Here is a 23,044-nt window from a genome sequence, read left to right as displayed (position 1 = left end):
ACCGGTAGGGACACCGGTCGTGCGTTTTCATTAAAGGATTAATGACATGTCAAAACTTATCGCTCCGCCACTTCAAATCGCCAATAGCAGCGCCGTTCAGGTCAATCCCGTCAGCGTCTCGGCCAACCCCCATGCGCCGCCGGCGGGCACGCTCAACGCAGTGTTGCCAGACGACGCTGACGCCCCTTATCGACGCACACTCAAATCTCTCGACAAACATTTCGGCCCCTTGCGCATCGGCGAAATACTCACCAGCCGCGTCGAACTCCTGGCCTTGGGCGCGACCGTGCACGGCCAACCCATCAGCCCGGCGAATGCCGGCATGCAGCGCGTGGATCAACACTTTCTCGACGGACTCAATTTCGATGCAGGCCGGGTGCAGGCGCGTCTGCTGTCCGTCGACAATCCGGACAGCAATGTAGCGGCGATGCTGTTTTATGAAATCGCCTGCAAGCGCTCGGTCGATGCCGGGCCGCTGTTCGTCGCCGATATAACCATTGCCACCGGCAGCGCGGTGGACCGCCTGAACCAGTTGGGCAAGGCTGCGCAAAAACTGGATATTCATCGCGCCGACGCACTGGAAAATGCCCCGGGCTGGATCAGCAAAAACAAAAGCTATTTGATGAGCGGCGCCGGGGTCGGCATGCAGGCGTTCGGCATCTACAGCGGCTACAAGGCGATGATTGATGCGATCAAGCACGGAGACACGCTGGAAGCGGTTTTCCAGGGTGGCTCGATCGCCGCCGAGTTCGGCTCGCTGATCATCGAACGCGGGCTGACCAAGACCGGTGAGGCCATGCTCAGAAACGGCGGCAACGCGCTGAAGTATTTCCCGCTGACCTCGGTGGGCAAATACATGAGCCGCGGTGCCGGGATGTTCGCCAGCGCCATCACCTTGCCCTTCGACATTATCGATGCCATCAAGTCGTTCAATGCCGCCGCCGCAGCGCAGGGCAAAGAGGCCCAGGATCATTACGTCAGCGGCGGTCTTAGCGTCGCCGGGGCGAGTATCAGCCTGGTGCTGGGCGTCGCCGCACTGGCCGGGTTTGGCAGCGTCGCCGGGCCGGTCGGGCTGGTCGCCGCCGGACTGCTTATCGCCGCCTCGATGATCTACCAGGCCGCCCGAGTGGTGGACGACATCGATGACTACATCGAACTGACGCTTGAAGAACGCATGCGCTCCGGCTGGTTCGCCTTCACCAACAAGGAACTGGACCAGGACGTACTGGATCGCTTCAAGCTCGCCAAGGGCTATCGGGACCACCAGCGACAACTGCAGTTGTCGGCCAAGGACATGCTGGAGAACGCCTACAAACACGCCATCGAACACGTGATCAACGGTGCCTTTCAGGTTGAATTGAAGCCCGTTGAAATCTGGCGCTACCAGTGGGACGAAAGCGCTGGCCAACAACCGTTCAAGCTCGACAACCAGGCCGTGGTTGTCGACGGCGATGACGTGATCGATGCCGGCAAAGGCGTGCCCGCCAACCTCAAAGGCAAAGTGTCGGGCAGTGCCGGTGATGACAAAGGCATTTTCTGGCGCTTGGGTGACGGCAATGACCGGGTTATCGGGGTCCGGGACAAGCCCAATCTGTTCACCTATCGCGCGGATCACAAGGCTTTGACCGGAGGCGACAGGGACGATGCGTTCTATCAGGACATTACCGAGCAGCAATTGAACCTCACCAGCAAACCGGCCCACCTCAATGTGCTGGACGGCGGCGCAGGTGCCGACACCCTGGCCTTCGAAGGCAGCCTCCCGCTCAGCGACACCCGCCATATCGGTCACGACATCAACCTGCACAGTGGCAGGGTGGCGCTGCGCGGTCTTGATCCTGAGGAAAATGCCGTTGACGTCGCGCAGCTCACGTCGATCGAAAACGTCTCGACCCTGCGCAGAGGCACCAGCCGCGTCAGCGGAAACGAGGCGGCCAACCGGATTTCCGCCAATGGCTACGACCGCATCAGCGCCGGCGCAGGCGATGACACGATTGCCGTCTACGGAGTGGACTGCCGGGTGGACGGCGGCAGCGGCGCAGATCGTTTTTACATCGCCAGCAGCAACGCCCGCACGACCATCAACGAGGACGCTGAAGCGTCGAGTCTGATCGAGTTCGGCTGGCCGGCGGAGGTCATCCAGCGTTGGCAGATCGTCGGCACTGCGCTGGTGATCAGCTCATTGCGCGGCAAGGATGGTAACGACCCGGAACATGTACTGACACTCGAAAATGTCTACCAGTGGGTCGATGGCAAACGCCTGTTGAACAATGACCGTTTCCGTTTCAAGACCGAGGATGGCTATGAGCTGCTGGTCCAGCTACCCCAGCAGCCAGGTGAGGTGCTGCAGCAGGATATAACCCCCGTCGTTGTCGTCATCGGCCAACCCGCCGCTGCACCGCAAATCGTTAACGGCGGCATGATCGAGATCGCCGAACAGGGCTTGAAGCAGCACTTTGTTGCTCGCACCGAGCGTCCGGTGGAATTCGTTGCCCAGCGCAATACCGCCGAAACGTCCCGCACTGTTTATCTGGAATTCGACAACGCTGAAATCATCGATGTGCAGGTCAGTTATGAGGTGCAGGTGCGCAAAGGCGTCTCTGGTACGACCCACTTGTACTACACAGACTTCACCCTGTCGGTCTCCCTGCCGTCGAAATTGGTCATGTTCAAAGGTGTGGTCCAGCCCATCGCCGCGGCCACCGGTTACAGCGGCAGAAACAACCTGAAAGTCACCACCCCACGCCTGCAGCAGGATGTTGTGCTGGTGCTGCAGGACCAGGTTTCCTACCGCCTGCAAGTTCCCGCACTGGATTATGAAGACGATGTAAAAAACCCCGGCACCCGCGTACGCAGCACGCGAAGTTGCCTCAAGCAACGCAATGGCAACTATCGCTTTGTCAGACCATTGGCCAGCGTGAAACCGCTGATAACGGCAGAACCCAGTCGCATCACCATCGACACCGGTTCGCACACCGGCATCTATGTACTCGATGGCCAGAGCTCGACGTACGATGTCCATCTGGCCAGCAACACCATCATTCGCCTTTCGACGCCAGGCGCTGCAGCGAAAACCGCCGATGCGTCAACCTGGACGCTGTACACCGACAAAATGAAAGAAACGGTCACCCGCGACGACATCCAACTGGACGGCAATCGTCTGCACATCGCCAGCGTCACCGTCGAATTGCCCGATATCGAAGACGACGTCCCGGTGGAATCCATCAGCGTGGCCACTTCGGCCGGCCATATTTATGAAGTGTCGCTGTTGTTTGAAGTGCTGCAGCTTTACGTCATCGATGCACGTGGCTACGCCGATATCGAAGCTCTGTTGGCCGAGATCAATGCCCATCAACAGCGAAACGAACTGGCAGCAAGGGTTCATGTAACCCACGTCGGAATCGACGCCGGAACGATCGGTACGGTGGTTTACAACGCAGTAAGGAAACACTGGGCGCTGGCCAGCGATCCACAGATACGAATCAACCCGCAAGACCTGGTCTTTTCCAACGACAAGACCTGATCCTCGCCACGTGCCCGTATGGACCTGACGTCCACACGGGCACCCGTCCTCCTCAGCCTACGGACAGGCTGACTCGCAAAAAACGGAGTTTATTCATGCGTCAAAAACCCGGACTACGGCCTAAATCACCTTCAGTCGAAACGCCCGCCACCTCAACACTGGCCTCCGCAGATCATTCGCCGAGCAGAGCGATAGTTGCAAACCCTGAAAACATTCCGGGGCCTATACCCGTCGAGGCGCCCTCTTCACCCAAGCGAGCTCGTCTGGAGGAACCCGGGACCTCCCAAGCAAAAACCTCACCCATCGAAGTGAGCGTCACATCGAGATCCCCCACAGACAGACAGGACTTTTCGATGACGTCGCTGGAAGATTTCGCCCATCCGTATTTCGGCGATCTGCCAGGTCCGAATGAAGCCGGTATCCGGCGTTATCTCGCCAAGGACTGGGTGGACGTGCGACTGCCAGGCTCAGAAGGCCGACACCACGTTTGTGTTCAATATGATGCCGACCTCAGGGCCTATCGGGCGATGTCCTCCTGGCGCCTGGCACCAGGCCCACCCATTTACCGGACCACGCAAGGCCATCTGTGGAGCCTGGATCGGCACCTCACCCTCCTCAACGTCGATGACTACACGTTTTCCGCGACACCGAATGCTGACGGTTACTACACCTTTCGCGCTCTCGAAACGAGCGGCGATGACGCCATCCTCGGCTATGCCATCAAGGATCCGGAGCATCACTGGATTGCCATCGATCCCGCGCAGGCAAAACGCGACAGGAAAGCCGATGCGCCACTTGCGCAATGGTCGAATCAGGACATCCAGCGCATGTACATTCTGGATGACACCCGGATTGCCGCCTTCCGCGCAGAAGCACAAGCGGCCGGTAAGCCACCGGACTGGGCTCTTCGCGCGCAGAACACCGAAGACCATCTGTTTGTCGCTGATTCTTTGAAGTGGCTGCATCCACACATGACCCTTGCCCAGCGCCTGCAATTGCAGCGCAGCTATAACCTGACCCAGAACCAACTGTGTCGGCTGCGCACAGAGTCGGGCGACGGCCAGATACCGCAATGGGCTGAACAGCACAAACGCCTGACGCTCGATGCGACCAATGAGCAGCGCTTCAAGCTGATCGGAGAGGAGCTGGAAAACTACGTTGAGGAATTACGGAGTCAAGGGCTGGCCCTCGCCCACCATTGGCCCGCCACCCGCTACAGCGACGCCTTTTTGGCCGACTACGCGACCCACCTCGGCTACCAGCGAACCCGCCACGGCATGTTATATCGCACCGACATTCCGGCGATGTTCCGCGGCGAAACCCGATTACCCTTCGAGTTGGCGCGGGATGATCGAATGATGCACCGTAAAGGCAATCCCAAGGGCACCACGAACAAGCGCGCATTGAGTGCAACGTTCGGACTGCATGACGCCACCGCCTACGCGGCGACCAAGGGCGGCTTCTATCACGAGCTGCATTACAACTCGCAGGCCAATCGCTTTCCCGGGGTGAATCCTCAAAGCTCGAAAACACGAACCGGCGAATCCTCCGACTCGGGCAGCAGTTCGGTGTCGGAGGGTAAACGAACCGGCGACGAGACCGACTCTGACAGCTCGTTCGTTTTCGATGATTCGAAAGATTATGTATCCACGCGCCGCCAGCAAACCACGTCATTCGTCTACGCCATTGATACCCGAGGCCTGGAAGTGGTGCCGGGGGCGGAAAACAAGGCATTCAACCCCGCTAACGGCACATTCCTCTTCGACGACCTGGAAGGGCATATCTCCACGCCCACACGCGGCATCAGTGCCGAGCGGATCTGGCTGGTGCGTTCCGACCTGACAAAAGCCGCCCGGGTCAAGGATGTGCTGACACAGGCGGGTGACCGGGTCGCGGCCATCGAGCAGGCCACCTGGGCGGGAACCGACAGTCGTGCTGCCGGGTATTTTGGCGCCAACGCCTATGACAGCCTTATCGATGAAATCGCCGGTTCTGGCGGCGTGATACTGGATCTGCCCAAAGGCGACAAGACGTTCGCCGACGACATTGTCTGGCCGGTACCCGAGCACGACCGGCCCTGACCCTGTTCAGCCATTGGATGGCTGACTCAACCACATGGAGTGACATTTATGCGCCAAAAACCCGGGCCGCTGCGCCCATCCCCCACACCCGAAACGCCCGGCACCTCGACCTCCCGGCCTGTGCCCTACGATCGACCTGTCGAACTGGATTCCCGTCTACCTGGACGCATCAAACCGGACGGTTCAACCGAATCGCCGGGCATTCACTCCGACAGTCCTCACAGCAGCACCGAGAGAGTCGAGCCCGGCATAACGATTACGCAAATGCCCGAAACGCAGACACCTCAACGTCGAGCAGCGACATCACCTCTGGAGCCCTATTTGCAGAATGTCGACGAGTCGTTGAGTCACAATGCCGAAGGATTGAAGGTGTACAAGGGTCGAACATTCGCTGACATCGCCAACGACGACGGGGCAGCCGCCGGACTGACGGTGATGGTGGCGTTTCACGATCTGATCAAAACCTACCGCGCCCGGTTACCCAGTGAGCGGGTGCCATCAGGACCTCCGCTTTATCGCGTGGCCGACAGTAATGTCTGGAGCCTGAACAAGCCGATCGAATACTACGACCCGATGCAATACGCCTCGTCTTATACCGTGGATGCACGGGGATACTACTCAGTTCACGAACACCGGGCGGTGGAGCACGCTGGCCCGTATGGCAAGTGGATTGAGTTCATCGTGGTGAAGCGAGAGGCAGGTTTCGCCTTTATCGATGAGCATCGACGCTTGATTCGGGTTGATCCGGACGAGGCACGGGGCGATACATCTGTCCCGCTCAAACTTGCGCATTGGAGCGATGGTGATATTTGGAGCCTATACCGCCTGAAGGGCGCGCAGGCCCTGGTCTTTCGAATCGAAGCAGAAGCCCTGGGAAAAGCACCAGACTGGGCCACGCGTTTCAACGAGCCGGATACGCGCAAATTTCTCAGCGACTCATCGAGATGGTCTTATCCACAGAAGTCCGAGACGGAACGCGCGCAAATCCTGCGCAGCTACAACTTGAGCATGGCTCAGCAAAACCGACTGCGACAAGACATGGAGCATGGGCGGTTCCCAGAATGGGCCGAACAGCACAAACGCCTGACTCAGAATCTGTCGGACGACAGCCGCTTTGAGCAGATTGCAGAAGAATTGCAGCCTCTTATTCTAAGAATGAGAGAGGGAGGCCAGACCCCTTACTTCGACTCGCATCCCGTTGAGCAGCGCTATGAAGAGAGCTTTCTGAAGAGCTATCTGGAACATGCCGGCTACCAGCGCAATCAGCATGACTACCTTTATCGAACGGACATTCCCGCCATGTTCCGCGCCGATTTGCGCACGCCCTTCGAACTGGCTCGGGACAAACGCTTGGTGAAGTTAAGGGGGAATCCCTCCGATTCCACGACCAAATCGGCCTTTAGCGCGACATTCGGTGCGGCCAATGCTTTGAGCTACACGGGATTTGATTACTACTCCAACCCTCGGCACTACAACACTCAGGCGAACCTGTATCCAGGGCATTTTTCTGACAGTGATTCCTCTAGCGGGTATCGACATAATTCGGCTGAAGAATCTGATACATCCTTTGAAATGGATCACTCGCGTGACTATCCATTGCTCCGTCGCAAACAAACATTGGGCTTTGTGTATGTCATCGACACCCGCGGCATTGAAGTGGTCCCGCGAGTCGAAAACATTTATCTGAACGACAAGGATTTTGACGGGGACAAACTGGAAGGCCGGATATCAATGCCCACACGTGGGATCAGTGCAGAGAGGATCTGGTTGGTGAACTCGGACCTGAGCCAAGCGGCAAGAGTCGAGGATATTTTGCGCGAGGCCGGGGACAACGCTGAGGCTATCGAGAAAGCCACATGGGCAGGAGCCGATTTCATGCGGTATGGCGCTACCGAATATGACCAGTTGATCAATCGAATAGCCCACGCCGGTGGCGTTGTGTTGAAGCTGCCCAAAGGTGAAAACAGCTACTCCAACGATGTGACCTGGCCGGTACCCGAGCATTACCGAACCTGAAAAAAGGCGCCATTCATCCAGACATGAATGGCGCCTTTTTAGGGAGTAGCGGCTGGGCGCTATTGGATAACCTTGATCACAAATATTGCCGGTTTGTGATTGAAGGCGTTATGCCCCGTCCTGTTAGGATCGACGTCGAGGAATGTGCTCATTCCGCTGCTTATATGGCGATACAAGGGCTTGTCATCAGGTTCGCGGATCAACTCCAGATAGGCAGGACCGGATTCGATATCACTGAAGGAGGCCTTTGAAGCACCAGACTTGCTGATTGAAAAGTATTGCTCTGGCGCACGGGTACTGGCCAACAGATTATGAGTCTTGTCCTCTATGAATAACCGCGCACCATCGAATGTTCCTGCGAGCACAAGGCTGATGGCATATTCGTCACCCTTTGGGACGAACTTCAACAACAGTGGTGTGTCGTCATCATGGTCAGCCAGCGTTATGAAGCTGGACACGCGCGAATCCGCCAACCCCACTTCGGCATCCAGTTTTTCCGCCTTGGTTATGCGAAGGTCACGCAAAGCCTGTTGCAGACGTAGTTGATTAAGTACCACTGGCCGGCCATCAAGATAAAGATGCGCAGTGAATGTCTGGTTATTTGTTTTTGCTAAAGCCATGGGATTGCCCACCTGTAAACACCCCGCCGTCAATTAGCCACGACGACAGGCAATGCTGAAAAAGGAAATAATCAAACCGCAGTCGCAGTCACTACGCTGGTGGCGGACGCCGACATCCGTGGCACTTCGCCGCCAGGAACTTTTTCAGATTTTCGTTTACGCCGGGCTATTACCATCCGGTCCGCATAAGTGGATGCCGCCTCAATCACGTGGCTAACGTTATGATCCGTCTCGGCATGTTTCAAAATATACTTGCCGGCAATATCATCCCAAAACGCCCATTCATCTTCATAGACAGTCATGCTTTCATCCTTATTTTTATTCAAGTTATCCGCTTCCTGCGGACAACTTGAAATTAAGACAAAGACAAAAGCAAAACAATGCTGGCAGGCGCCATCAGTTAATTCAAAGTGCAACTAGGCGAACAATTCACCTTGTAGTTCGTCGAGCAGCGCCTGAATTGCATCCAGCCGCTGCTGGGGATCATCGAGTTGTAACAGATCGATCTTGTCTTCTTCGGCGAACGGCAGCAGATAGGCCAACTGATTGGCCAGCGATTGCTGACCCAGCGCTTCAGTGCCCATGTCCAGCGCTTCCACCATCGGGTGCTCGGCCAGTGCCTTGAGCAGCGCCACCAGATCAGCATCCTCGTCCTGTAACGGTTGCTCGGGTTCGTCATCCAGCCAGTCGACATCGGCGAGGATCAACTGATCGCGCTGCACCTCGGTACGCAACACCGCGAACCGCCGCCCGCCCTGCACACGAATGCCGAGCAAGCCGTTGTCCTGCTGCTGAAAGTCGGTGATGCGCGCTTCGCAGCCGACCCGAGCCAAACCTTCTGGCGCGACGCCGACTTCTTCTCCATCAAGGATGCACACCACACCGAAACCGCCACCCTGCTTCATGCAGCGGCCGATCATGTCGAGATAGCGCGCCTCGAATATCTGCAAATCGAGGTTGCAGCCGGGAAACAACACGGTGTTCAGCGGGAAAAGCGGCAGACTCATAGACATTTCCTTACACCACCATCGACACCGCCAGCGGCAGGAAGACTGCCGTGGCCACGCCCATCAGACTCATCGCCAGCGCCGCAAACGCGCCGCACTCATCACTTTCCTGCAACGCCACCGACGTGCCGACCGCATGCGCGGTCATGCCCAGCGCCATGCCGCGCGCCTCGGGACTGTGCACGCCGAGGCGGGTCAACAACGCCGGGCCGAAGATCGCACCGATCACCCCGGTGATCAACACGAATACCGCCGCCAGCGCCGCAACGCCACCAATCTGCTCAGCCACCAGCATTGCGATCGGTGAGGTCACCGACTTCGGCGCCATGGTCATCAGAATCATGTGCTCGGCACCGAACCACCAGCCCAGCAACACGCCCATGCCCGTCGCGACCACCCCGCCTATCACCAGCGTAGTAAAAATCGGCCAGAACAATTGGCGAATACGCCGCAGGTTGAGATACAGCGGCACCGCCAGTGCCACGGTCGCCGGGCCAAGCAGAATGCTGAGGATCTCGGTGCTCTTGCGATATTCGGCATAGGTCAGGCCACAGCCGACCAGCACACCGATCACCAACAGCATGGAGACCAGCACCGGTTGCAGAAAGATCCAGCGGGTTTTCTCGAAAGCCGCCAGCACCAGTTGATAGGCGCCGAGGGTGATGCCGATGCCGAACAGCGGATGATGGATAACGGAGGCCCAGGCGCCCTGCCAGTCAAAGAGCATCAGGACTCCTCCGACGTGGGGGCGTGCCGTTTGACCAGGCGTTGCATCAGCACCCCGGCGAAGGCCATCGACAGGATCAACGACAGCACCAACGCACCGACAATCGCCCAGAAATCCGCGGCAATGTCGCTCGCATAAACCATCACGCCCACGGCCGGGGGCACCAGCAGCAATGGCAGATAGCGCAGCAGGCTGCCAGCAGCGAGGTTCAGCGGCTCCCCCACTTCACCGCGAACGATCAGGAAGACCAGCAACAGCAGCAGACCGATGATCGGCCCCGGCAGCACTGGCAAGAGCAAATGATTGAGCGCCGTGCCGAGCAATTGGAACAGCACCAGCAGGGTCAGGCCACGTAGCAACATCCGACATCTCCGTCTTACTTTTCACCCAGCAGGGGCTCGGCATTATAAGCACGCCTGCGCTATGGATCGGCATTCGCCAAAAGCATGGTCGGTTGACCGGAGCAAATCGCCATGATGATCTACAGTGGTTCGCAGGGCGGTCAAATCCCCCACCTGAAAAACTATAAAACCGATGAACCCAAGGAGAGTCTCAATGCCCTATGTTCCCGTTGCAGAGCTCAAAGATTATGTCGGCAAGGAACTCGGACGTTCCGAATGGCTCACCATCGATCAGGAACGCATCAACCTGTTCGCCGAAGCCACCGGTGATTATCAGTTCATTCACGTCGACCCGGTCAAAGCCGCGCAAACGCCATTTGGCAGCACCATTGCCCACGGTTTCCTGTCGTTGTCGCTGATCCCGAAATTGATGGAAGACATCCTGATTCTGCCGCAAGGCGTGAAGATGGTGGTCAATTACGGGCTGGACAGCGTGCGTTTCATCCAGCCAGTGAAGGTCAATTCCAAGGTCCGCCTCAAGGTCGATCTGGGCGAAGTGACCGAGAAAAAACCGGGCCAGTGGCTGCTCAAGGCCACCGCGACACTGGAGATAGAAGGCTCGGACAAACCGGCCTATATCGCCGAGCCACTGTCGCTCTGCTTCGTCTGATGGTTCTGGATGCGAAGCAGCGCACGCTGTTTCGCGTCAACACTGTTTTTACCGGCTGCATTAGGTCACATAGCTGCGGCATACTCGGTCGCCTAATTGCCCGGATCCCGCTATGCGCTCACTCGCTCGTCTTGCACCCCTTGCCTTGACCCTGATGCTCACCGCGTGCGGCGACGGCGAATCGCTGCTGCCCCCGGATGCGCGCCTGCCCGACGGTGGACGCTATCGTGGTGAACTGGTCGATGGCTTGCTGCAAGGTCAGGGCCGCGTCGACTACCCCAACGGCAGCTGGTATGCCGGGCAGTTCGATAAGGGTCAGTGGCATGGTCAGGGCGAATGGCATGGCAGCAACGGCGAGGTCTATCGCGGGCAGTTTCAGCAAGGCCTGTTCGACGGCCAAGGCAGCCTGACCACCAACGCCAGCAGTTACACCGGCGGCTTCAAACAGGGACGCCGCGAGGGCGAAGGCACCCTGAAAGAAAACGCCATGACCTACCGTGGCGAGTTCAAGGCTGACCAATACTCCGGGCTCGGCCGTCTGGAAATGGACGACGGCAGCTCCTATCAAGGCCAGTTCGCCCACGGCAAGCCCAACGGCGAGGGCCAGCGCGGCGATGCCAGCGGTAACTCGTTCAGCGGGCATTTCGTCAACGGTCAGCTGGAAGGCAACGGCACCTTCAATAGCGCTGACGGCGACATCTACGTCGGCGGTTTCAAGAACAATCAATTGCACGGCAAAGGTCGCTACGAAAACGCCGACGGCGATGTCTGGCTCGGCCAGTTCAAGGAAGGCGCGCTGACCGGCAAGGGCGAACTGATCGGCGCCGACGGTAGCCATTACATCGGCACGTTCAGCGACTGGCGCTTCAGCGGTCAGGGCCGCTTGAACCTGTCCGATGGCAGCTTTTACATCGGCGGCTTCGACAACGACAGTTACTCCGGACGCGGCACCCTGGTGCTCACCGATGGCAGTGTGATGAGCGGCACCTGGGTCAATGGCCAGCGCGTGCGCGACGCCGACGGCAAGTTATTGCCCGATACGCTCGAACTCGGCTTGCTCGCTCAGGGCCGCCTGCTTGATGACGCGTTGGCCGCCATTCCCGCGTCGACCCCGGCGGTCGAGTTGTACACGTTGACCCTCGGCGGCGACGGCAAACAAAGCGTATTCCTGCGCGAATCCGACTACGTCGCCAACATGCTCAACACGCGCTTTGGCGCTTATGGCCAGGTCCGTCTGGTCAACCACCGTGACCACCTCGGCGACCGGCCGATGGCCACCCGCGAGAACCTGCGTCGTGCCGCGCAAACGCTGGCCGAACGCAGCGGCCCGGAAGATCTGCTGTTCATCTACCTGACCAGCCACGGCACCGCCGAGCATGAGTTGGTGCTCGACCAGCCGCGCATGGAACTGGCCGACCTGCCCGCCGATGAACTCGCCGCTGTACTGGCGCCGCTGAAAAATCGCGACAAGATCATCGTGATTTCGTCGTGCTACTCCGGCGGCTTTATCCCGGCGCTGAAAGACGAACGCACGCTGATCATGACCGCCTCGCGCGCCGATCGGGTGTCCTTCGGCTGCTCGGAAGAAGCCAACTTCACCTACTTCGGCGATGCACTGTTCGCCCAGGCGCTGAACCAGACCGATGATCTGGAGCAAGCCTTCAAACTGGCCAAGGCCACCGTCGCCGAGCGTGAACTGGCGGATAATTTCGAAGCGTCGGAGCCGCAGATCTGGGCGCCGAAAACCGTGCTGTCGCACTGGCAACTGCTGCGCAAACAGCAAGCCAGAAAAGCATTGCAGAGTGCTGCATTGAACGACGGAGCGACAAAGAGCAACTAAGCTGAACAGTATCAAGGGAGAGACACTATGTACTTGACGCCTCAGCACGTATTGCTTGCCGGAGCCACCGGTTTGACCGGTGAACATCTACTCGACCGTTTGCTCAACGAGCCGACGATTTCTCGCGTGCTCGCCCCTTCCCGTCGCCCCTTGGCCGAACATCCGCATCTTGAAAACCCGGTGGGCGATCCGCAGGTGTTTCTGCCGCAACTCAGTGGCCGCGTCGACATCGCCTATTGCTGCCTCGGCACCACCATCAAACAGGCCGGCTCTGAAGCAGCGTTTCGCGCGGTGGATCTGGACATGGTGGTGGCGTTCGCCAAACGCGCGCGGGAGATGGGCGCGCGGCATCTGATCGTGATCAGCGCAATTGGCGCGGATCCGAAATCGTCGGTTTTCTACAATCGGGTCAAAGGCGAAATGGAGCAGGCCTTGCGTGCGCAGGACTGGCCGCAATTGACCATTTGCCGGCCTTCGCTGTTGTTGGGTGAACGGACCGAACCACGTCTGGCCGAGCAACTGGCCGCGCCGTTGTCAAAGCTGATTCCGGGTAAATACCGGGGCATCGAAGCGTGCCAATTGGCGCGGGCGATGTGGCGGTTGGCGCTGGAAGAGCAGGATGGGGTGCGGGTGATCGAGTCGGATGAGCTGCGCAAGCTGGGCAAATAATCTTCCGCCGCATGATCGTTCCCACGCTCTGCGTGGGAACGCAGCCACGGACGCTCTGCGTCCCAAAGCGTGACGCAGAGCGTCACCGGAGGCGTTACCACGCAGAGCGTGGGAACGATCTGTCTAACTACAAGCCGCCCGTTGCCTGAAAACTCACGCCTATCACCGTGAGCAGTGACAACGGCAACAACAGCGTATCAAGCAGCGCACTCGCCGGCAGATCCACCCCCGGATAGCTCGGCGCTTCAGCCCCGAACCGATCCATCGCGCAACACCCGCCATTCAATGCATACAAGTCCAGCCGCGTCCCGGAATACACCACCGGCGCGCCCGGTTTGGCGGCGTCGAGAGTGCGCGCAGTGGCGCAACCGGTCAGTTGCAGCGCCAGCAAAATCGCCAGCAGCTTATTCATCGCTGCTCAGATGATGCTCACCCCAACGCGGCAGCATGTCCTGGGGAATGCCGAGCAGATTGAGAATCCGCGCCACAACGAAATCGATCAGGTCATCAATGGTCTGCGGCTGATGATAGAAACCCGGTGAGGCCGGCAGAATCGTCACACCCATGTTCGACAGCTTGAGCATGTGCTCCAGATGAATACTCGAATAGGGCGCTTCGCGCGGCACCAGAATCAATTGGCGACGCTCTTTCAAAGTGACGTCGGCGGCGCGTTCGATCAGGTTGTTGCAGGCGCCGGTGGCAATCGCCGACAACGTCCCGGTGGAACATGGCACCACGACCATCGCTGCCGGTGCGCCGGAGCCCGAAGCTACCGGCGACATCCAGTCTTCCTTGCCGTACACGCGGATCTGCCCGGCGGCAGCTCCGGTGTATTCGGTCAGGAAGGCCTGCATCATTTGCGGCTTGGGCGGCAGCGTCACATCGGTCTCGGTGGCCATCACCAGTTGCGCAGCCTTGGAGATCAGGAAGTGCACCTCGCGATCTTCACGCACCAGGCAATCAAGCAGGCGTAAACCGTATTGAGCACCGGACGCGCCGGTCATCGCCAGCGTGATGCGTTCGGGGCCATTGCTCTCAAAACGAGTGTTCATTGCAGCGCCTCGGCGAGTTTGCCGTGCAGGCCGCCGAAGCCGCCGTTACTCATGATCACCACATGCGTACCCGGCTGCGCCTGGCTCTTCACGCGCTCGATGATGCCTTCCAGCGAGTCGCTGACGATCGACGGCACGGTGCACAACGCGGCGGTGCCGGCCAGGTCCCAGCCGAGGTTGGCCGGGGCGTACCAGATTACCTGATCGGCATCGACCACGCTGTCCGGCAAACCATCACGGTGCGCGCCGAGTTTCATCGAGTTGGAGCGCGGTTCGATGATCGCGATAAGAGGCGCGTCGCCGATGCGTTTGCGCAGGCCGTCGAGGGTGGTGGCAATGGCAGTCGGGTGGTGGGCGAAGTCGTCATAGATGGTAATGCCGCGTACTTCAGCGACCTTCTCCATGCGGCGTTTGACGTTCTTGAACGCGCTCAGGCCAGCGATGCCCATCGACGGCACCACGCCCACATGACGCGCAGCCGCCAAAGCAGCCAAGGCGTTGGCGACGTTGTGCTGACCGGTCAGCTCCCATTCGACGGTGCCTTGCGACACGCCTTCGAACATCACTTCAAACGCCGAACCGTCTTCGCTGAGCAGTTTGACCTGCCATTGGCCGCCGGCACCGGTGGTCTGCACCGGGGTCCAGCAGCCCATTTCGATCACCCGTTGCAAGGCCGGCTCGGTGGTCGGATGGATGACCAGGCCTTCGCTCGGGATGGTCCGCACCAAGTGGTGGAATTGCCGCTCGATAGCTGGCAGATCCGGGAAGATGTCAGCGTGATCGAACTCAAGGTTATTGAGGATCGCTGTGCGCGGACGGTAGTGGACGAATTTCGAGCGCTTGTCGAAGAAGGCGCTGTCGTACTCGTCGGCCTCGATCACAAAGAACGGCGTACCGCCTAAACGCGCCGACACCGAGAAGTTCTGCGGCACGCCACCGATCAGGAAGCCCGGGCTCATGCCGGCGTGTTCCAGGACCCAGGCGAGCATGCTGCTGGTGGTGGTTTTGCCATGCGTACCGGCAACCGCCAATACCCAGCGACCTTGCAGCACATGGTCAGCCAGCCATTGCGGGCCGGACACGTACGGCAGACCTTTGTTCAGCACATATTCCACCGCCGGATTGCCGCGGGACATGGCGTTGCCGATTACCACCAGATCCGGTGCCGGATCAAGTTGCGCCGGATCGTAGCCCTGCGTCAGTTGAATGCCTTGGGCTTCCAGCTGCGTGCTCATCGGCGGATAGACGTTGGCGTCGGAGCCGGTCACGTGATGGCCCAGCTCTTTGGCCAAGACCGCCATCGAGCCCATGAAAGTCCCGCAGATACCCAGAATATGAATGTGCATAGTCGACCTCGTAAAACATGGCCGCAGGTTAGCGTAGGGAGGGGGAAATCGCACTCTTTAGGTGAGGGGCGGGACTGGTTGACCTCAGCATCTCGGTTCGGCTGCTGATTGTCGCCCCTCACCCCAGCCCTCTCCCGAGGGAGAGGGAGCCGATCTTGGTTGCCTTCAAATCCTGAGTTCGGCTCGATATGTCAGGTCGGCGTAAATCGCCAAAACACATCGATCAGTCACCTTTACCCCAGGGAGAGGGAGCCGATCTCGGTTGCTTTCAAATCCTGAGTTCGGCTCAATATTTCAGGTCGGCGTAAATCGCCAAAACACCTCGATCAGTCACCTTTCCCCTCGGGAGAGGGAGCCGATCTTGGTTGCCTTCAAATCCTGAGTTCGGCTCAATATTTCAGGTCGGCGTAGATCAGTAGACCGACTCGGTCAGTCCCCTCTCCCTCCGGGAGTGTATGTACCGGAGACATGGTGGACAGGTGTTCGGAGACATGGTGGACACTTTTTAATAGACACATTGTTCATCGCGAAGGAGATGACCTGTGTCTTGGGAAGAGGTGTCCACCGTGCAGCTTCGTACAGAATTCGTGCTTTTGGCTCAGCAGGAAGGGGCCAATATTCGGCAGCTTTGCCGCCGATTCAATATCAGCCCAAGCACTGCCTACAAATGGCTCAACAGGTTTGAAACCTCAGGTGCAGAGGGATTGATCGATCAGTCTCGACGACCAAAGACATCACCCAAACGTTGCGCTGACGATGTTGAGCAGCAGATTCTGACCGTGAGTCAGGAGTACGCCGCTTGGGGCGCTCGCAAGCTCAAGCGTGTGCTGGAAGACGACGGCAAAGTGATGCCTTCGGTCAGTACCGTGCATGCGGTTTTACAGCGTCATTCGCGCGTTGATCCAAAGGCCGCTGAGATCAAACCGTTTATCCGGTTCGAGCATGAAGCGCCCAACGATCTTTGGCAGATGGACTTCAAGGGACATATCCGCCTGGCTCAGGGGCGTTGCCATCCGTTGACGATATTGGACGATCATTCACGGTTCTCGCTGTGCATCGCGGCATGCATCAATGAGCAGCGCCAAACCGTTCAGGAGCATCTAATCCGGACTTTTCGGCGCTTCGGCCTGCCTTCACGCATGACGATGGACAACGGTTCGCCATGGGGTGATCAGACAGGCGTTTATACCGCACTGGAGGTCTGGCTGATGAGCCAGGGCATCAAGGTCGGCCACTCCCGACCTTATCACCCGCAAACCCAGGGAAAGCTGGAGCGCTTCCACCGCAGCCTGAAAAGGGAAGTCCTGCAAGGCCAGCTCTTCATCGATCTGGACGATGCGCAACGGGCGTTTGATATCTGGCGTGAGATTTACAACCAGAAGCGCCCGCATCAAGCACTGGGCATGCAGGTTCCTGCTACTCGCTACAGCAGTAGCCCGCGGGAATATCAGGAGCAACCGGCGGCGCCTGAGTACGATGATGGGGATGTGGTCAGGAAGGTTCAGGTGAAGGGCGAGATCTACTGGGGCAATCGTGAATACACAGTTGGAAAGGCATTTTACGGGAGGTCAGTGGCTATCAGGGAAACGACGGAGGACGGCATCCACGATGTCTACTGGAGTAGACATCGTATCGCCCGAATCGACTTGAACTTGCAGATCGTTACGGCAGGTAAGAAGATCTAAAACCGTCCACCATGTCTCCGAACATGTGTCCACCATGTCTCCGGTACATACAGGGAGAGGGCTAGGGTGAGGGCCTTCTAACTGACCCGCCGCTCAATCCCGTGCTTACGCAGCTTCCTGTAAAGAGTGTTGCGGCTGACACCCAGTTGCTGAGCCGTTTGGGTCATGTGCCAGCGGGTTTGCTCCAGCGTATTGAGCAGAGCCAACCGTTCGGCGTCTTCCAGCGGATGATCGGACTCCTTAACCGCTAATACTGTCGGACTCCCCTGCCTAATCATCACCGGTAAATCCTCAACCCCGATCCGCCCTTCATCACACAACGCCGCCAGCGTACGCAGCACATTGCGCAACTGCCGCACATTCCCCGGCCACTTGAAGGCCAGCAAAGCCTGTCGCGCCGGCTCTTCGATCAGGATCGCTTCAGCGCCCGCCTCTTCAGCCAGCAGAAAATCCAGCAACTGCGATTTATCACTGCGCTCGCGCAAAGCCGGCAACGCCACTTCCAGGCCGTTGAGCCGATAATACAAATCCTCGCGGAAGCTGCCATCCGCAACCCGATCCAGCAGATGGCGGTGGGTGGCGCTGATGATCCGCACGTTGACCGCTTCCGGTTCGCCGCCAATCGGCACCACCTGCCGATCCTCCAGCACCCGCAACAACCGAGTCTGCAAGGCCAGTGGCATATCGCCGATTTCATCGAGGAACAACGTGCCGCCGTCGGCCTGTTGCAACTTGCCACGCATGCCGTCCTTGCGCGCACCGGTGAAGCTGCCCCCGCGATAGCCGAACAGTTCGCTCTCGATCAGGCTCTCGGGAATGGCCGCGCAATTAAGGGCAACGAAAGCTTTGCTCGAGCGTTGACTGGCCTGATGCACGGCCTTGGCGAAGGCTTCTTTGCCGGAGCCGGTTTCGCCGTTGATCAACAGTGGTACGTCGCGCTCGAAGACGCGCAAGGCTTTTCGGAAGTCAGCCTGCAACGCCTCATCACCGAGACAGATACCCGACAAGCGCGGCGCCTCAGCCACTACCGGCGTCGATAGCATCGGTACAGGTTTGCGCGATTCCCCGCGCAACACAGCAAACAAATGTCGCCCGTCACAGGTGCGCAGTGGCCAACTGGCACTGGCATTGGCACTCGCGCGGCCAAGCAACTCATTCAGTGAACAATCGAAAAACGCCTCCACCGGTTTACCCAGCAAACCACCGCGAATATGCCCGAGCAAATTCAGTGCACTCTGATTCACCGCGCTGATCCGCCCTTCCCCGTCAAACGCCAACAAGCCTTCGCTGAACAACCCGACCGATTCGGCCTGCAGATGAAAACGCAACAACCATTGGTTATCGAAACAACGCAGGAAGTAGCAACTCTCGATCATCTTCGCCGAGAGGTTGACCAGCGCCATGGTATGAAACTGGCTCTGCCGCGAGACATCGTGACGCGCTGAAGACACGTCGAGCACCGCCAACAGTTCACCGTGCGGGTCGAACACCGGGCTCGCCGAACAGGTCAGGCCGGTGTGACGGCCGCGGAAGTGTTCGTCCTGATGGATGGTCAGGGCCTGACGCTCGACCAAGCAGGTGCCGATGCCGTTGGTGCCTTCGCAGGCCTCGCTCCAGTCAGCACCAAGCCACAGCCCGGCGCGTTCGAAGATCTTGCGTTCGGCCGGCGCGGTGACGCAGTTGAGGATCACCCCGCGCGCGTCGGTCAGCAGCACCGCGTGGCCAGCGCCGGAGAGTTGTTGATGCAGGCTGCTCATTTCATTGCCGGCGATCTGCAGCACTTGTTGCAGGCGTTCGCGGCTTTCCAGTACGCGTCCGTGTTCAAGCACGGTCGGCGCCATGCTTAGCGCCGGGTCGAGGTGATAGTCCTCAAGACAGCGCAGCCATGAACGGGCAATCGACGGATCGGCGCCGGGCCCGTGCAGGTGCGGTTTGCCCTGGGTCACGGTGAGAACCTGTTGGGCATGGCGACTCAAATGATTGTCGTGCATTTCTTATTGTTCTCCCCGAGGCTCGACGGCCCAATGCTGAGGTGATGCCCAGCATCCTCCAGCCATCGACGCATTGCAATGCTGGCAAGACTGTCCGGTCACTGGCTGTGCCAAAAGCGGTACAAGCTGTCACCCCCGCTGTACCGAAACCGTCACAGGTGCCATCCGCCCGTCCGACAAAAACCTGCCAAACCCTTGATTTACCTGCCCTGCACGGCAGTGGCCCGACCTTTGCTCTACGCTTATAGCAAGCGCACTTGCGCGTTTCTCTAATAAGTACAAAGCCAAGGAGAACATCATCATGCGTTACGCTCACCCCGGTACTGAAGGCGCCAAAGTCTCGTTCAAAGCCAAGTACGGTAACTACATCGGCGGCGAGTTCGTCGCGCCTGTCAAAGGTCAGTACTTCACTAATACCTCGCCAGTGAATGGCCAACCGATTGCCGAATTTCCCCGTTCCACTGCCGAAGACATCGACAAGGCACTGGACGCCGCCCACGCCGCTGCCGACGCGTGGGGCGCGACCTCCGTGCAGGCGCGCTCGCTGATCCTGCTGAAAATCGCCGACCGCATCGAACAGAATCTCGAACTGCTGGCGATCACCGAAACCTGGGACAACGGCAAAGCCATTCGCGAAACCCTCAACGCCGACATCCCGCTGGCCGCTGACCATTTCCGCTACTTCGCTGGCTGCCTGCGCGCCCAGGAAGGCAGCGCTGCCGAAATCGACGGCAACACCGTGGCCTATCACATTCACGAACCGCTGGGCGTGGTCGGCCAGATCATCCCGTGGAACTTCCCGATCCTGATGGCCGCGTGGAAACTCGCGCCAGCGTTGGCCGCCGGCAACTGCGTGGTGCTCAAACCGGCCGAGCAAACCCCGCTGGGCATTACCGTATTGCTGGAACTGATCGGTGATCTGCTGCCGCCGGGCGTGCTGAACATTGTTCAAGGCTATGGCAAAGAAGCCGGCGAAGCGCTGGCCACCAGCAAACGCATCGCCAAGATCGCCTTCACCGGCTCGACCCCGGTCGGCTCGCACATCATGAAGTGCGCCGCCGAAAACATCATTCCGTCGACCGTGGAACTGGGCGGCAAGTCGCCGAACATCTTCTTCGAAGACATCATGCAGGCCGAGCCGACCTTCATTGAGAAAGCCGCTGAAGGTCTGGTGCTGGCGTTCTTCAACCAGGGCGAGGTCTGCACCTGCCCATCGCGCGCGCTGGTACAGGAATCGATCTACGACGAGTTCATGGCTGTCGTGATGAAGAAAGTCCTGCAAATCAAACGCGGTGATCCGCTGGACACCGACACCATGGTCGGCGCGCAGGCGTCCGAGCAGCAATTCGACAAAATCCTTTCGTACCTTGAAATCGCCAAGGGCGAAGGCGCCGAGTTGCTGACTGGCGGCAAGGTGGAAAAACTCGAAGGCAATCTGTCGACCGGCTATTACATCCAGCCGACCCTGCTCAAGGGCACCAATAAAATGCGCGTGTTCCAGGAAGAAATCTTCGGCCCGGTGGTGAGCATCACCACGTTCAAGGACGAAGCCGAAGCCCTGGCGATCGCCAACGACACCGAGTTCGGCCTCGGCGCCGGTCTGTGGACTCGCGACATCAACCGCGCCTATCGCATGGGCCGCGCGATCAAGGCCGGCCGCGTATGGACCAACTGCTACCACCTGTACCCGGCACACGCCGCGTTCGGCGGGTACAAGAAGTCCGGCGTCGGCCGTGAAACCCACAAGATGATGCTCGATCACTATCAGCAGACGAAAAACCTGCTGGTGAGCTACGACATCAATCCGTTGGGCTTCTTCTAAAAACCCGGGGCAACACTGATGTTTCAGTGTTGCCCTATCGACCGCTATCGCGAGCAGGCTCACTCCTACAATTGCACCGTATTCCTCCTGTAGGAGTGAGCCTGCTCGCGATTGGCGTCCTCAATGACACAACACAAGGCCTGGCCGCTCTGGCACGGCCCTTGCGTACCCGTCATTCAGGTTTCGCACTAAAACTGCCGCTGCGTGAACAGCACTCATCCACCCAACTACTGCACCCGAAAGTCCAACAGATCGAACAATAAAAAAACAGAGAGGACTTATGACTTCCACCACACAGCTCAAACCCACACTCGGCACCCTGCATCTGTGGGGCATTGCCGTTGGCCTGGTGATTTCAGGCGAATACTTCGGCTGGAGTTACGGCTGGGGCACCGCGGGCACCCTCGGATTTCTGGTCACGGCGCTGATGGTCGCGACCATGTACACCTGCTTCATCTTCAGCTTTACCGAATTGACCACCGCCATCCCACACGCCGGGGGGCCGTTTGCCTACAGCCGTCGGGCGTTCGGCGAAAAAGGCGGATTGATCGCAGGCATCGCCACGCTGATCGAGTTCGTCTTCGCGCCACCGGCGATTGCCATGGCCATCGGCGCTTACCTGAATGTGCAATATCCGGAACTTGATCCGAAGATCGCCGCCGTCGGCGCGTATTTCGTCTTCATGACGTTGAACATCCTCGGCGTCAGCATCGCGGCGACCTTTGAGCTGGTAGTCACCGTGCTCGCCGTCGCCGAGTTGCTGGTGTTCATGGGCGTGGTCGCGCCGGGCTTCAGCTTCAGTAACTTCGTGCTGAATGGCTGGTCGGGCGCCAACGAATTCACACTGGGCTCAATTCCGGGAATATTCGCAGCGATACCCTTTGCGATCTGGTTCTTCCTCGCCATCGAAGGTGCAGCCATGGCGGCCGAAGAGGCGAAAGACCCGAAACGCACGATTCCCAAGGCCTATGTCAGCGGCATTCTGACCCTGGTGTTCCTCGCCATCGGTGTGATGGTCATGGCTGGCGGTGTCGGCGACTGGCGCCAACTGTCGAACATCAACGATCCGCTGCCGCAAGCGATGAAAGCCGTGGTCGGTAATAACTCGTCGTGGATGCATATGCTGGTGTGGATCGGTCTGTTCGGGCTGGTGGCGAGTTTCCACGGGATCATCCTCGGCTACTCGCGGCAGTTCTTCGCCCTCGCCCGCGCCGGTTATCTGCCTAAAAGCCTGGCCAAGCTCTCGCGATTCCAGACGCCACATCGGGCAATTCTGGCCGGTGGCGTGATCGGCATCGCGGCGATTTACAGCGACGGCCTGGTCAACCTGCAAGGCATGACCCTGACGGCGGCGATGATCACCATGTCGGTGTTCGGGGCGATCGTGATGTACATCATCAGCATGCTCAGCCTGTTCAGACTGCGTAAGACCGAACCGAATCTGGAGCGCACCTTCCGCGCCCCGGGCTATCCGGTGGTACCGGCGATTGCGCTGTTTCTGGCGGTGGTGTGCCTGATCGCGATGGCGTGGTTCAACACGCTGATCGGTTGTGTGTTCCTCGGTTTCATGGCCGCCGGTTACCTGTATTTCCAGCTGACCGCCAAGCAGCGCTCCGAAGCGCCGGCAGACGCTATGCTCGAAGGTATCTAGTTGCAC

The 23,044-nt window shown here is 58.9% G+C and carries 18 protein-coding genes; 9 read left to right on the top strand and 9 right to left on the bottom strand.

Annotation, left to right across the window (positions count from 1 at the left end):
• Positions 1-46 precede the first annotated feature (46 nt).
• The 3 genes from BMY54_RS16455 to BMY54_RS16445 all read left to right on the top strand — a co-directional run bounded on the left by BMY54_RS16455 (position 47) and on the right by BMY54_RS16445 (position 7,617).
• Positions 47-3,520, top strand: a complete 3,474-nt coding sequence (locus BMY54_RS16455; protein WP_093434562.1) for a hypothetical protein — start codon at positions 47-49, stop codon at positions 3,518-3,520.
• Between the two features lie 353 nt (positions 3,521-3,873).
• Positions 3,874-5,601 (top strand): hypothetical protein, encoded by a 1,728-nt coding sequence (locus tag BMY54_RS16450; RefSeq protein WP_256573912.1) that lies wholly within the window; start codon positions 3,874-3,876, stop codon positions 5,599-5,601.
• Between the two features lie 48 nt (positions 5,602-5,649).
• On the top strand, positions 5,650-7,617 hold the full coding sequence (locus tag BMY54_RS16445) for a hypothetical protein (protein WP_093434556.1): 1,968 nt from the start codon (positions 5,650-5,652) through the stop codon (positions 7,615-7,617).
• 59 nt (positions 7,618-7,676) lie between these two features.
• Here BMY54_RS16445 and BMY54_RS16440 read toward each other — a convergent pair whose 3' ends face one another.
• The 5 genes from BMY54_RS16440 to BMY54_RS16420 all read right to left on the bottom strand — a co-directional run bounded on the left by BMY54_RS16440 (position 7,677) and on the right by BMY54_RS16420 (position 10,333).
• Positions 7,677-8,237: a hypothetical protein gene (locus BMY54_RS16440; protein WP_093434553.1), complete on the bottom strand. Its 561-nt coding sequence runs from the start codon at positions 8,235-8,237 to the stop codon at positions 7,677-7,679.
• A 71-nt stretch (positions 8,238-8,308) separates the two neighbouring features.
• Positions 8,309-8,539 (bottom strand): hypothetical protein, encoded by a 231-nt coding sequence (locus tag BMY54_RS16435; protein WP_093434550.1) that lies wholly within the window; start codon positions 8,537-8,539, stop codon positions 8,309-8,311.
• Positions 8,540-8,653: 114 nt separating this feature from the next.
• Positions 8,654-9,244: an LON peptidase substrate-binding domain-containing protein gene (locus BMY54_RS16430; RefSeq protein ID WP_093434547.1), complete on the bottom strand. Its 591-nt coding sequence runs from the start codon at positions 9,242-9,244 to the stop codon at positions 8,654-8,656.
• A 10-nt stretch (positions 9,245-9,254) separates the two neighbouring features.
• Positions 9,255-9,971, bottom strand: coding sequence for an LrgB family protein (locus BMY54_RS16425; RefSeq protein WP_053124192.1), 717 nt, complete (start codon positions 9,969-9,971; stop codon positions 9,255-9,257).
• Positions 9,971-10,333 (bottom strand): CidA/LrgA family protein, encoded by a 363-nt coding sequence (locus BMY54_RS16420; RefSeq protein ID WP_093434544.1) that lies wholly within the window; start codon positions 10,331-10,333, stop codon positions 9,971-9,973. The genes BMY54_RS16425 and BMY54_RS16420 overlap by 1 nt, the downstream gene beginning before the upstream one ends.
• A gap of 193 nt (positions 10,334-10,526) precedes the next feature.
• On the opposite strand from BMY54_RS16420, the gene BMY54_RS16415 reads away from it, so the two are divergent.
• From BMY54_RS16415 to BMY54_RS16405, 3 genes are all read left to right on the top strand, one after another.
• The gene (locus tag BMY54_RS16415; RefSeq protein WP_007909575.1) at positions 10,527-10,982 is read left to right on the top strand and encodes a MaoC family dehydratase; all 456 of its coding nucleotides are present in this window, start codon (positions 10,527-10,529) and stop codon (positions 10,980-10,982) included.
• Positions 10,983-11,094: 112 nt separating this feature from the next.
• Positions 11,095-12,822 carry a C13 family peptidase gene (locus BMY54_RS16410; protein WP_093434541.1) on the top strand — a complete coding sequence of 576 codons (1,728 nt, stop codon included), beginning with the start codon at positions 11,095-11,097 and terminating at the stop codon, positions 12,820-12,822.
• 27 nt (positions 12,823-12,849) lie between these two features.
• Positions 12,850-13,491, top strand: a complete 642-nt coding sequence (locus BMY54_RS16405) for an oxidoreductase (protein ID WP_093434538.1) — start codon at positions 12,850-12,852, stop codon at positions 13,489-13,491.
• A gap of 127 nt (positions 13,492-13,618) precedes the next feature.
• On the opposite strand, the gene BMY54_RS16400 is transcribed toward BMY54_RS16405, so the two are convergent.
• The 3 genes from BMY54_RS16400 to mpl are packed head-to-tail and all read right to left on the bottom strand — an operon-like array spanning position 13,619 to position 15,889.
• The gene (locus BMY54_RS16400) at positions 13,619-13,903 is read right to left on the bottom strand and encodes a YceK/YidQ family lipoprotein (protein ID WP_007909569.1); all 285 of its coding nucleotides are present in this window, start codon (positions 13,901-13,903) and stop codon (positions 13,619-13,621) included.
• The gene (gene ubiX / locus BMY54_RS16395) at positions 13,896-14,543 is read right to left on the bottom strand and encodes a flavin prenyltransferase UbiX (protein ID WP_007909567.1); all 648 of its coding nucleotides are present in this window, start codon (positions 14,541-14,543) and stop codon (positions 13,896-13,898) included. Before ubiX ends, BMY54_RS16400 begins: the two co-directional genes overlap by 8 nt.
• A complete protein-coding gene (gene mpl, locus BMY54_RS16390; RefSeq protein WP_007909560.1) occupies positions 14,540-15,889 on the bottom strand; it encodes a UDP-N-acetylmuramate:L-alanyl-gamma-D-glutamyl-meso-diaminopimelate ligase in 1,350 nt (449 codons plus the stop codon). Before mpl ends, ubiX begins: the two co-directional genes overlap by 4 nt.
• 542 nt (positions 15,890-16,431) lie before the next feature.
• Here mpl and BMY54_RS16385 point away from each other — a divergent pair.
• Positions 16,432-17,574 (top strand): IS481 family transposase, encoded by a 1,143-nt coding sequence (locus tag BMY54_RS16385; RefSeq protein ID WP_093434535.1) that lies wholly within the window; start codon positions 16,432-16,434, stop codon positions 17,572-17,574.
• 77 nt (positions 17,575-17,651) lie between these two features.
• On the opposite strand, the gene BMY54_RS16380 is transcribed toward BMY54_RS16385, so the two are convergent.
• Positions 17,652-19,565: a sigma-54-dependent Fis family transcriptional regulator gene (locus BMY54_RS16380; protein WP_093434532.1), complete on the bottom strand. Its 1,914-nt coding sequence runs from the start codon at positions 19,563-19,565 to the stop codon at positions 17,652-17,654.
• 301 nt (positions 19,566-19,866) lie between these two features.
• On the opposite strand from BMY54_RS16380, the gene BMY54_RS16375 reads away from it, so the two are divergent.
• Positions 19,867-21,387 carry an acetaldehyde dehydrogenase ExaC gene (locus BMY54_RS16375; protein ID WP_016984137.1) on the top strand — a complete coding sequence of 507 codons (1,521 nt, stop codon included), beginning with the start codon at positions 19,867-19,869 and terminating at the stop codon, positions 21,385-21,387.
• Positions 21,388-21,667: 280 nt separating this feature from the next.
• Positions 21,668-23,038, top strand: a complete 1,371-nt coding sequence (gene eat / locus BMY54_RS16370; protein ID WP_093434529.1) for an ethanolamine permease — start codon at positions 21,668-21,670, stop codon at positions 23,036-23,038.
• Positions 23,039-23,044 lie beyond the last annotated feature (6 nt).

It is taken from the genome of Pseudomonas sp. ok266 (genome assembly GCF_900110195.1).
Lineage (GTDB): Bacteria > Pseudomonadota > Gammaproteobacteria > Pseudomonadales > Pseudomonadaceae > Aquipseudomonas > Aquipseudomonas neuropathica.
This window is presented reverse-complemented; position numbering and strand designations above follow the sequence as displayed.

What these genes read in the sequence shown, in the direction of transcription:
- BMY54_RS16455 (WP_093434562.1), top strand. Translation starts at nt 47, where the DNA reads ATGTCAAAACTTATCGCTCCGCCACTTCAAATCGCCAATAGCAGCGCC.
- BMY54_RS16450 (WP_256573912.1), top strand. Translation starts at nt 3,874, where the DNA reads ATGACGTCGCTGGAAGATTTCGCCCATCCGTATTTCGGCGATCTGCCA.
- BMY54_RS16445 (WP_093434556.1), top strand. Translation starts at nt 5,650, where the DNA reads ATGCGCCAAAAACCCGGGCCGCTGCGCCCATCCCCCACACCCGAAACG.
- BMY54_RS16440 (WP_093434553.1), bottom strand. Translation starts at nt 8,237, where the DNA reads ATGGCTTTAGCAAAAACAAATAACCAGACATTCACTGCGCATCTTTAT.
- BMY54_RS16435 (WP_093434550.1), bottom strand. Translation starts at nt 8,539, where the DNA reads ATGACTGTCTATGAAGATGAATGGGCGTTTTGGGATGATATTGCCGGC.
- BMY54_RS16430 (WP_093434547.1), bottom strand. Translation starts at nt 9,244, where the DNA reads ATGAGTCTGCCGCTTTTCCCGCTGAACACCGTGTTGTTTCCCGGCTGC.
- BMY54_RS16425 (WP_053124192.1), bottom strand. Translation starts at nt 9,971, where the DNA reads ATGCTCTTTGACTGGCAGGGCGCCTGGGCCTCCGTTATCCATCATCCG.
- BMY54_RS16420 (WP_093434544.1), bottom strand. Translation starts at nt 10,333, where the DNA reads ATGTTGCTACGTGGCCTGACCCTGCTGGTGCTGTTCCAATTGCTCGGC.
- BMY54_RS16415 (WP_007909575.1), top strand. Translation starts at nt 10,527, where the DNA reads ATGCCCTATGTTCCCGTTGCAGAGCTCAAAGATTATGTCGGCAAGGAA.
- BMY54_RS16410 (WP_093434541.1), top strand. Translation starts at nt 11,095, where the DNA reads ATGCGCTCACTCGCTCGTCTTGCACCCCTTGCCTTGACCCTGATGCTC.
- BMY54_RS16405 (WP_093434538.1), top strand. Translation starts at nt 12,850, where the DNA reads ATGTACTTGACGCCTCAGCACGTATTGCTTGCCGGAGCCACCGGTTTG.
- BMY54_RS16400 (WP_007909569.1), bottom strand. Translation starts at nt 13,903, where the DNA reads ATGAATAAGCTGCTGGCGATTTTGCTGGCGCTGCAACTGACCGGTTGC.
- ubiX (WP_007909567.1), bottom strand. Translation starts at nt 14,543, where the DNA reads ATGAACACTCGTTTTGAGAGCAATGGCCCCGAACGCATCACGCTGGCG.
- mpl (WP_007909560.1), bottom strand. Translation starts at nt 15,889, where the DNA reads ATGCACATTCATATTCTGGGTATCTGCGGGACTTTCATGGGCTCGATG.
- BMY54_RS16380 (WP_093434532.1), bottom strand. Translation starts at nt 19,565, where the DNA reads ATGCACGACAATCATTTGAGTCGCCATGCCCAACAGGTTCTCACCGTG.
- BMY54_RS16375 (WP_016984137.1), top strand. Translation starts at nt 19,867, where the DNA reads ATGCGTTACGCTCACCCCGGTACTGAAGGCGCCAAAGTCTCGTTCAAA.
- eat (WP_093434529.1), top strand. Translation starts at nt 21,668, where the DNA reads ATGACTTCCACCACACAGCTCAAACCCACACTCGGCACCCTGCATCTG.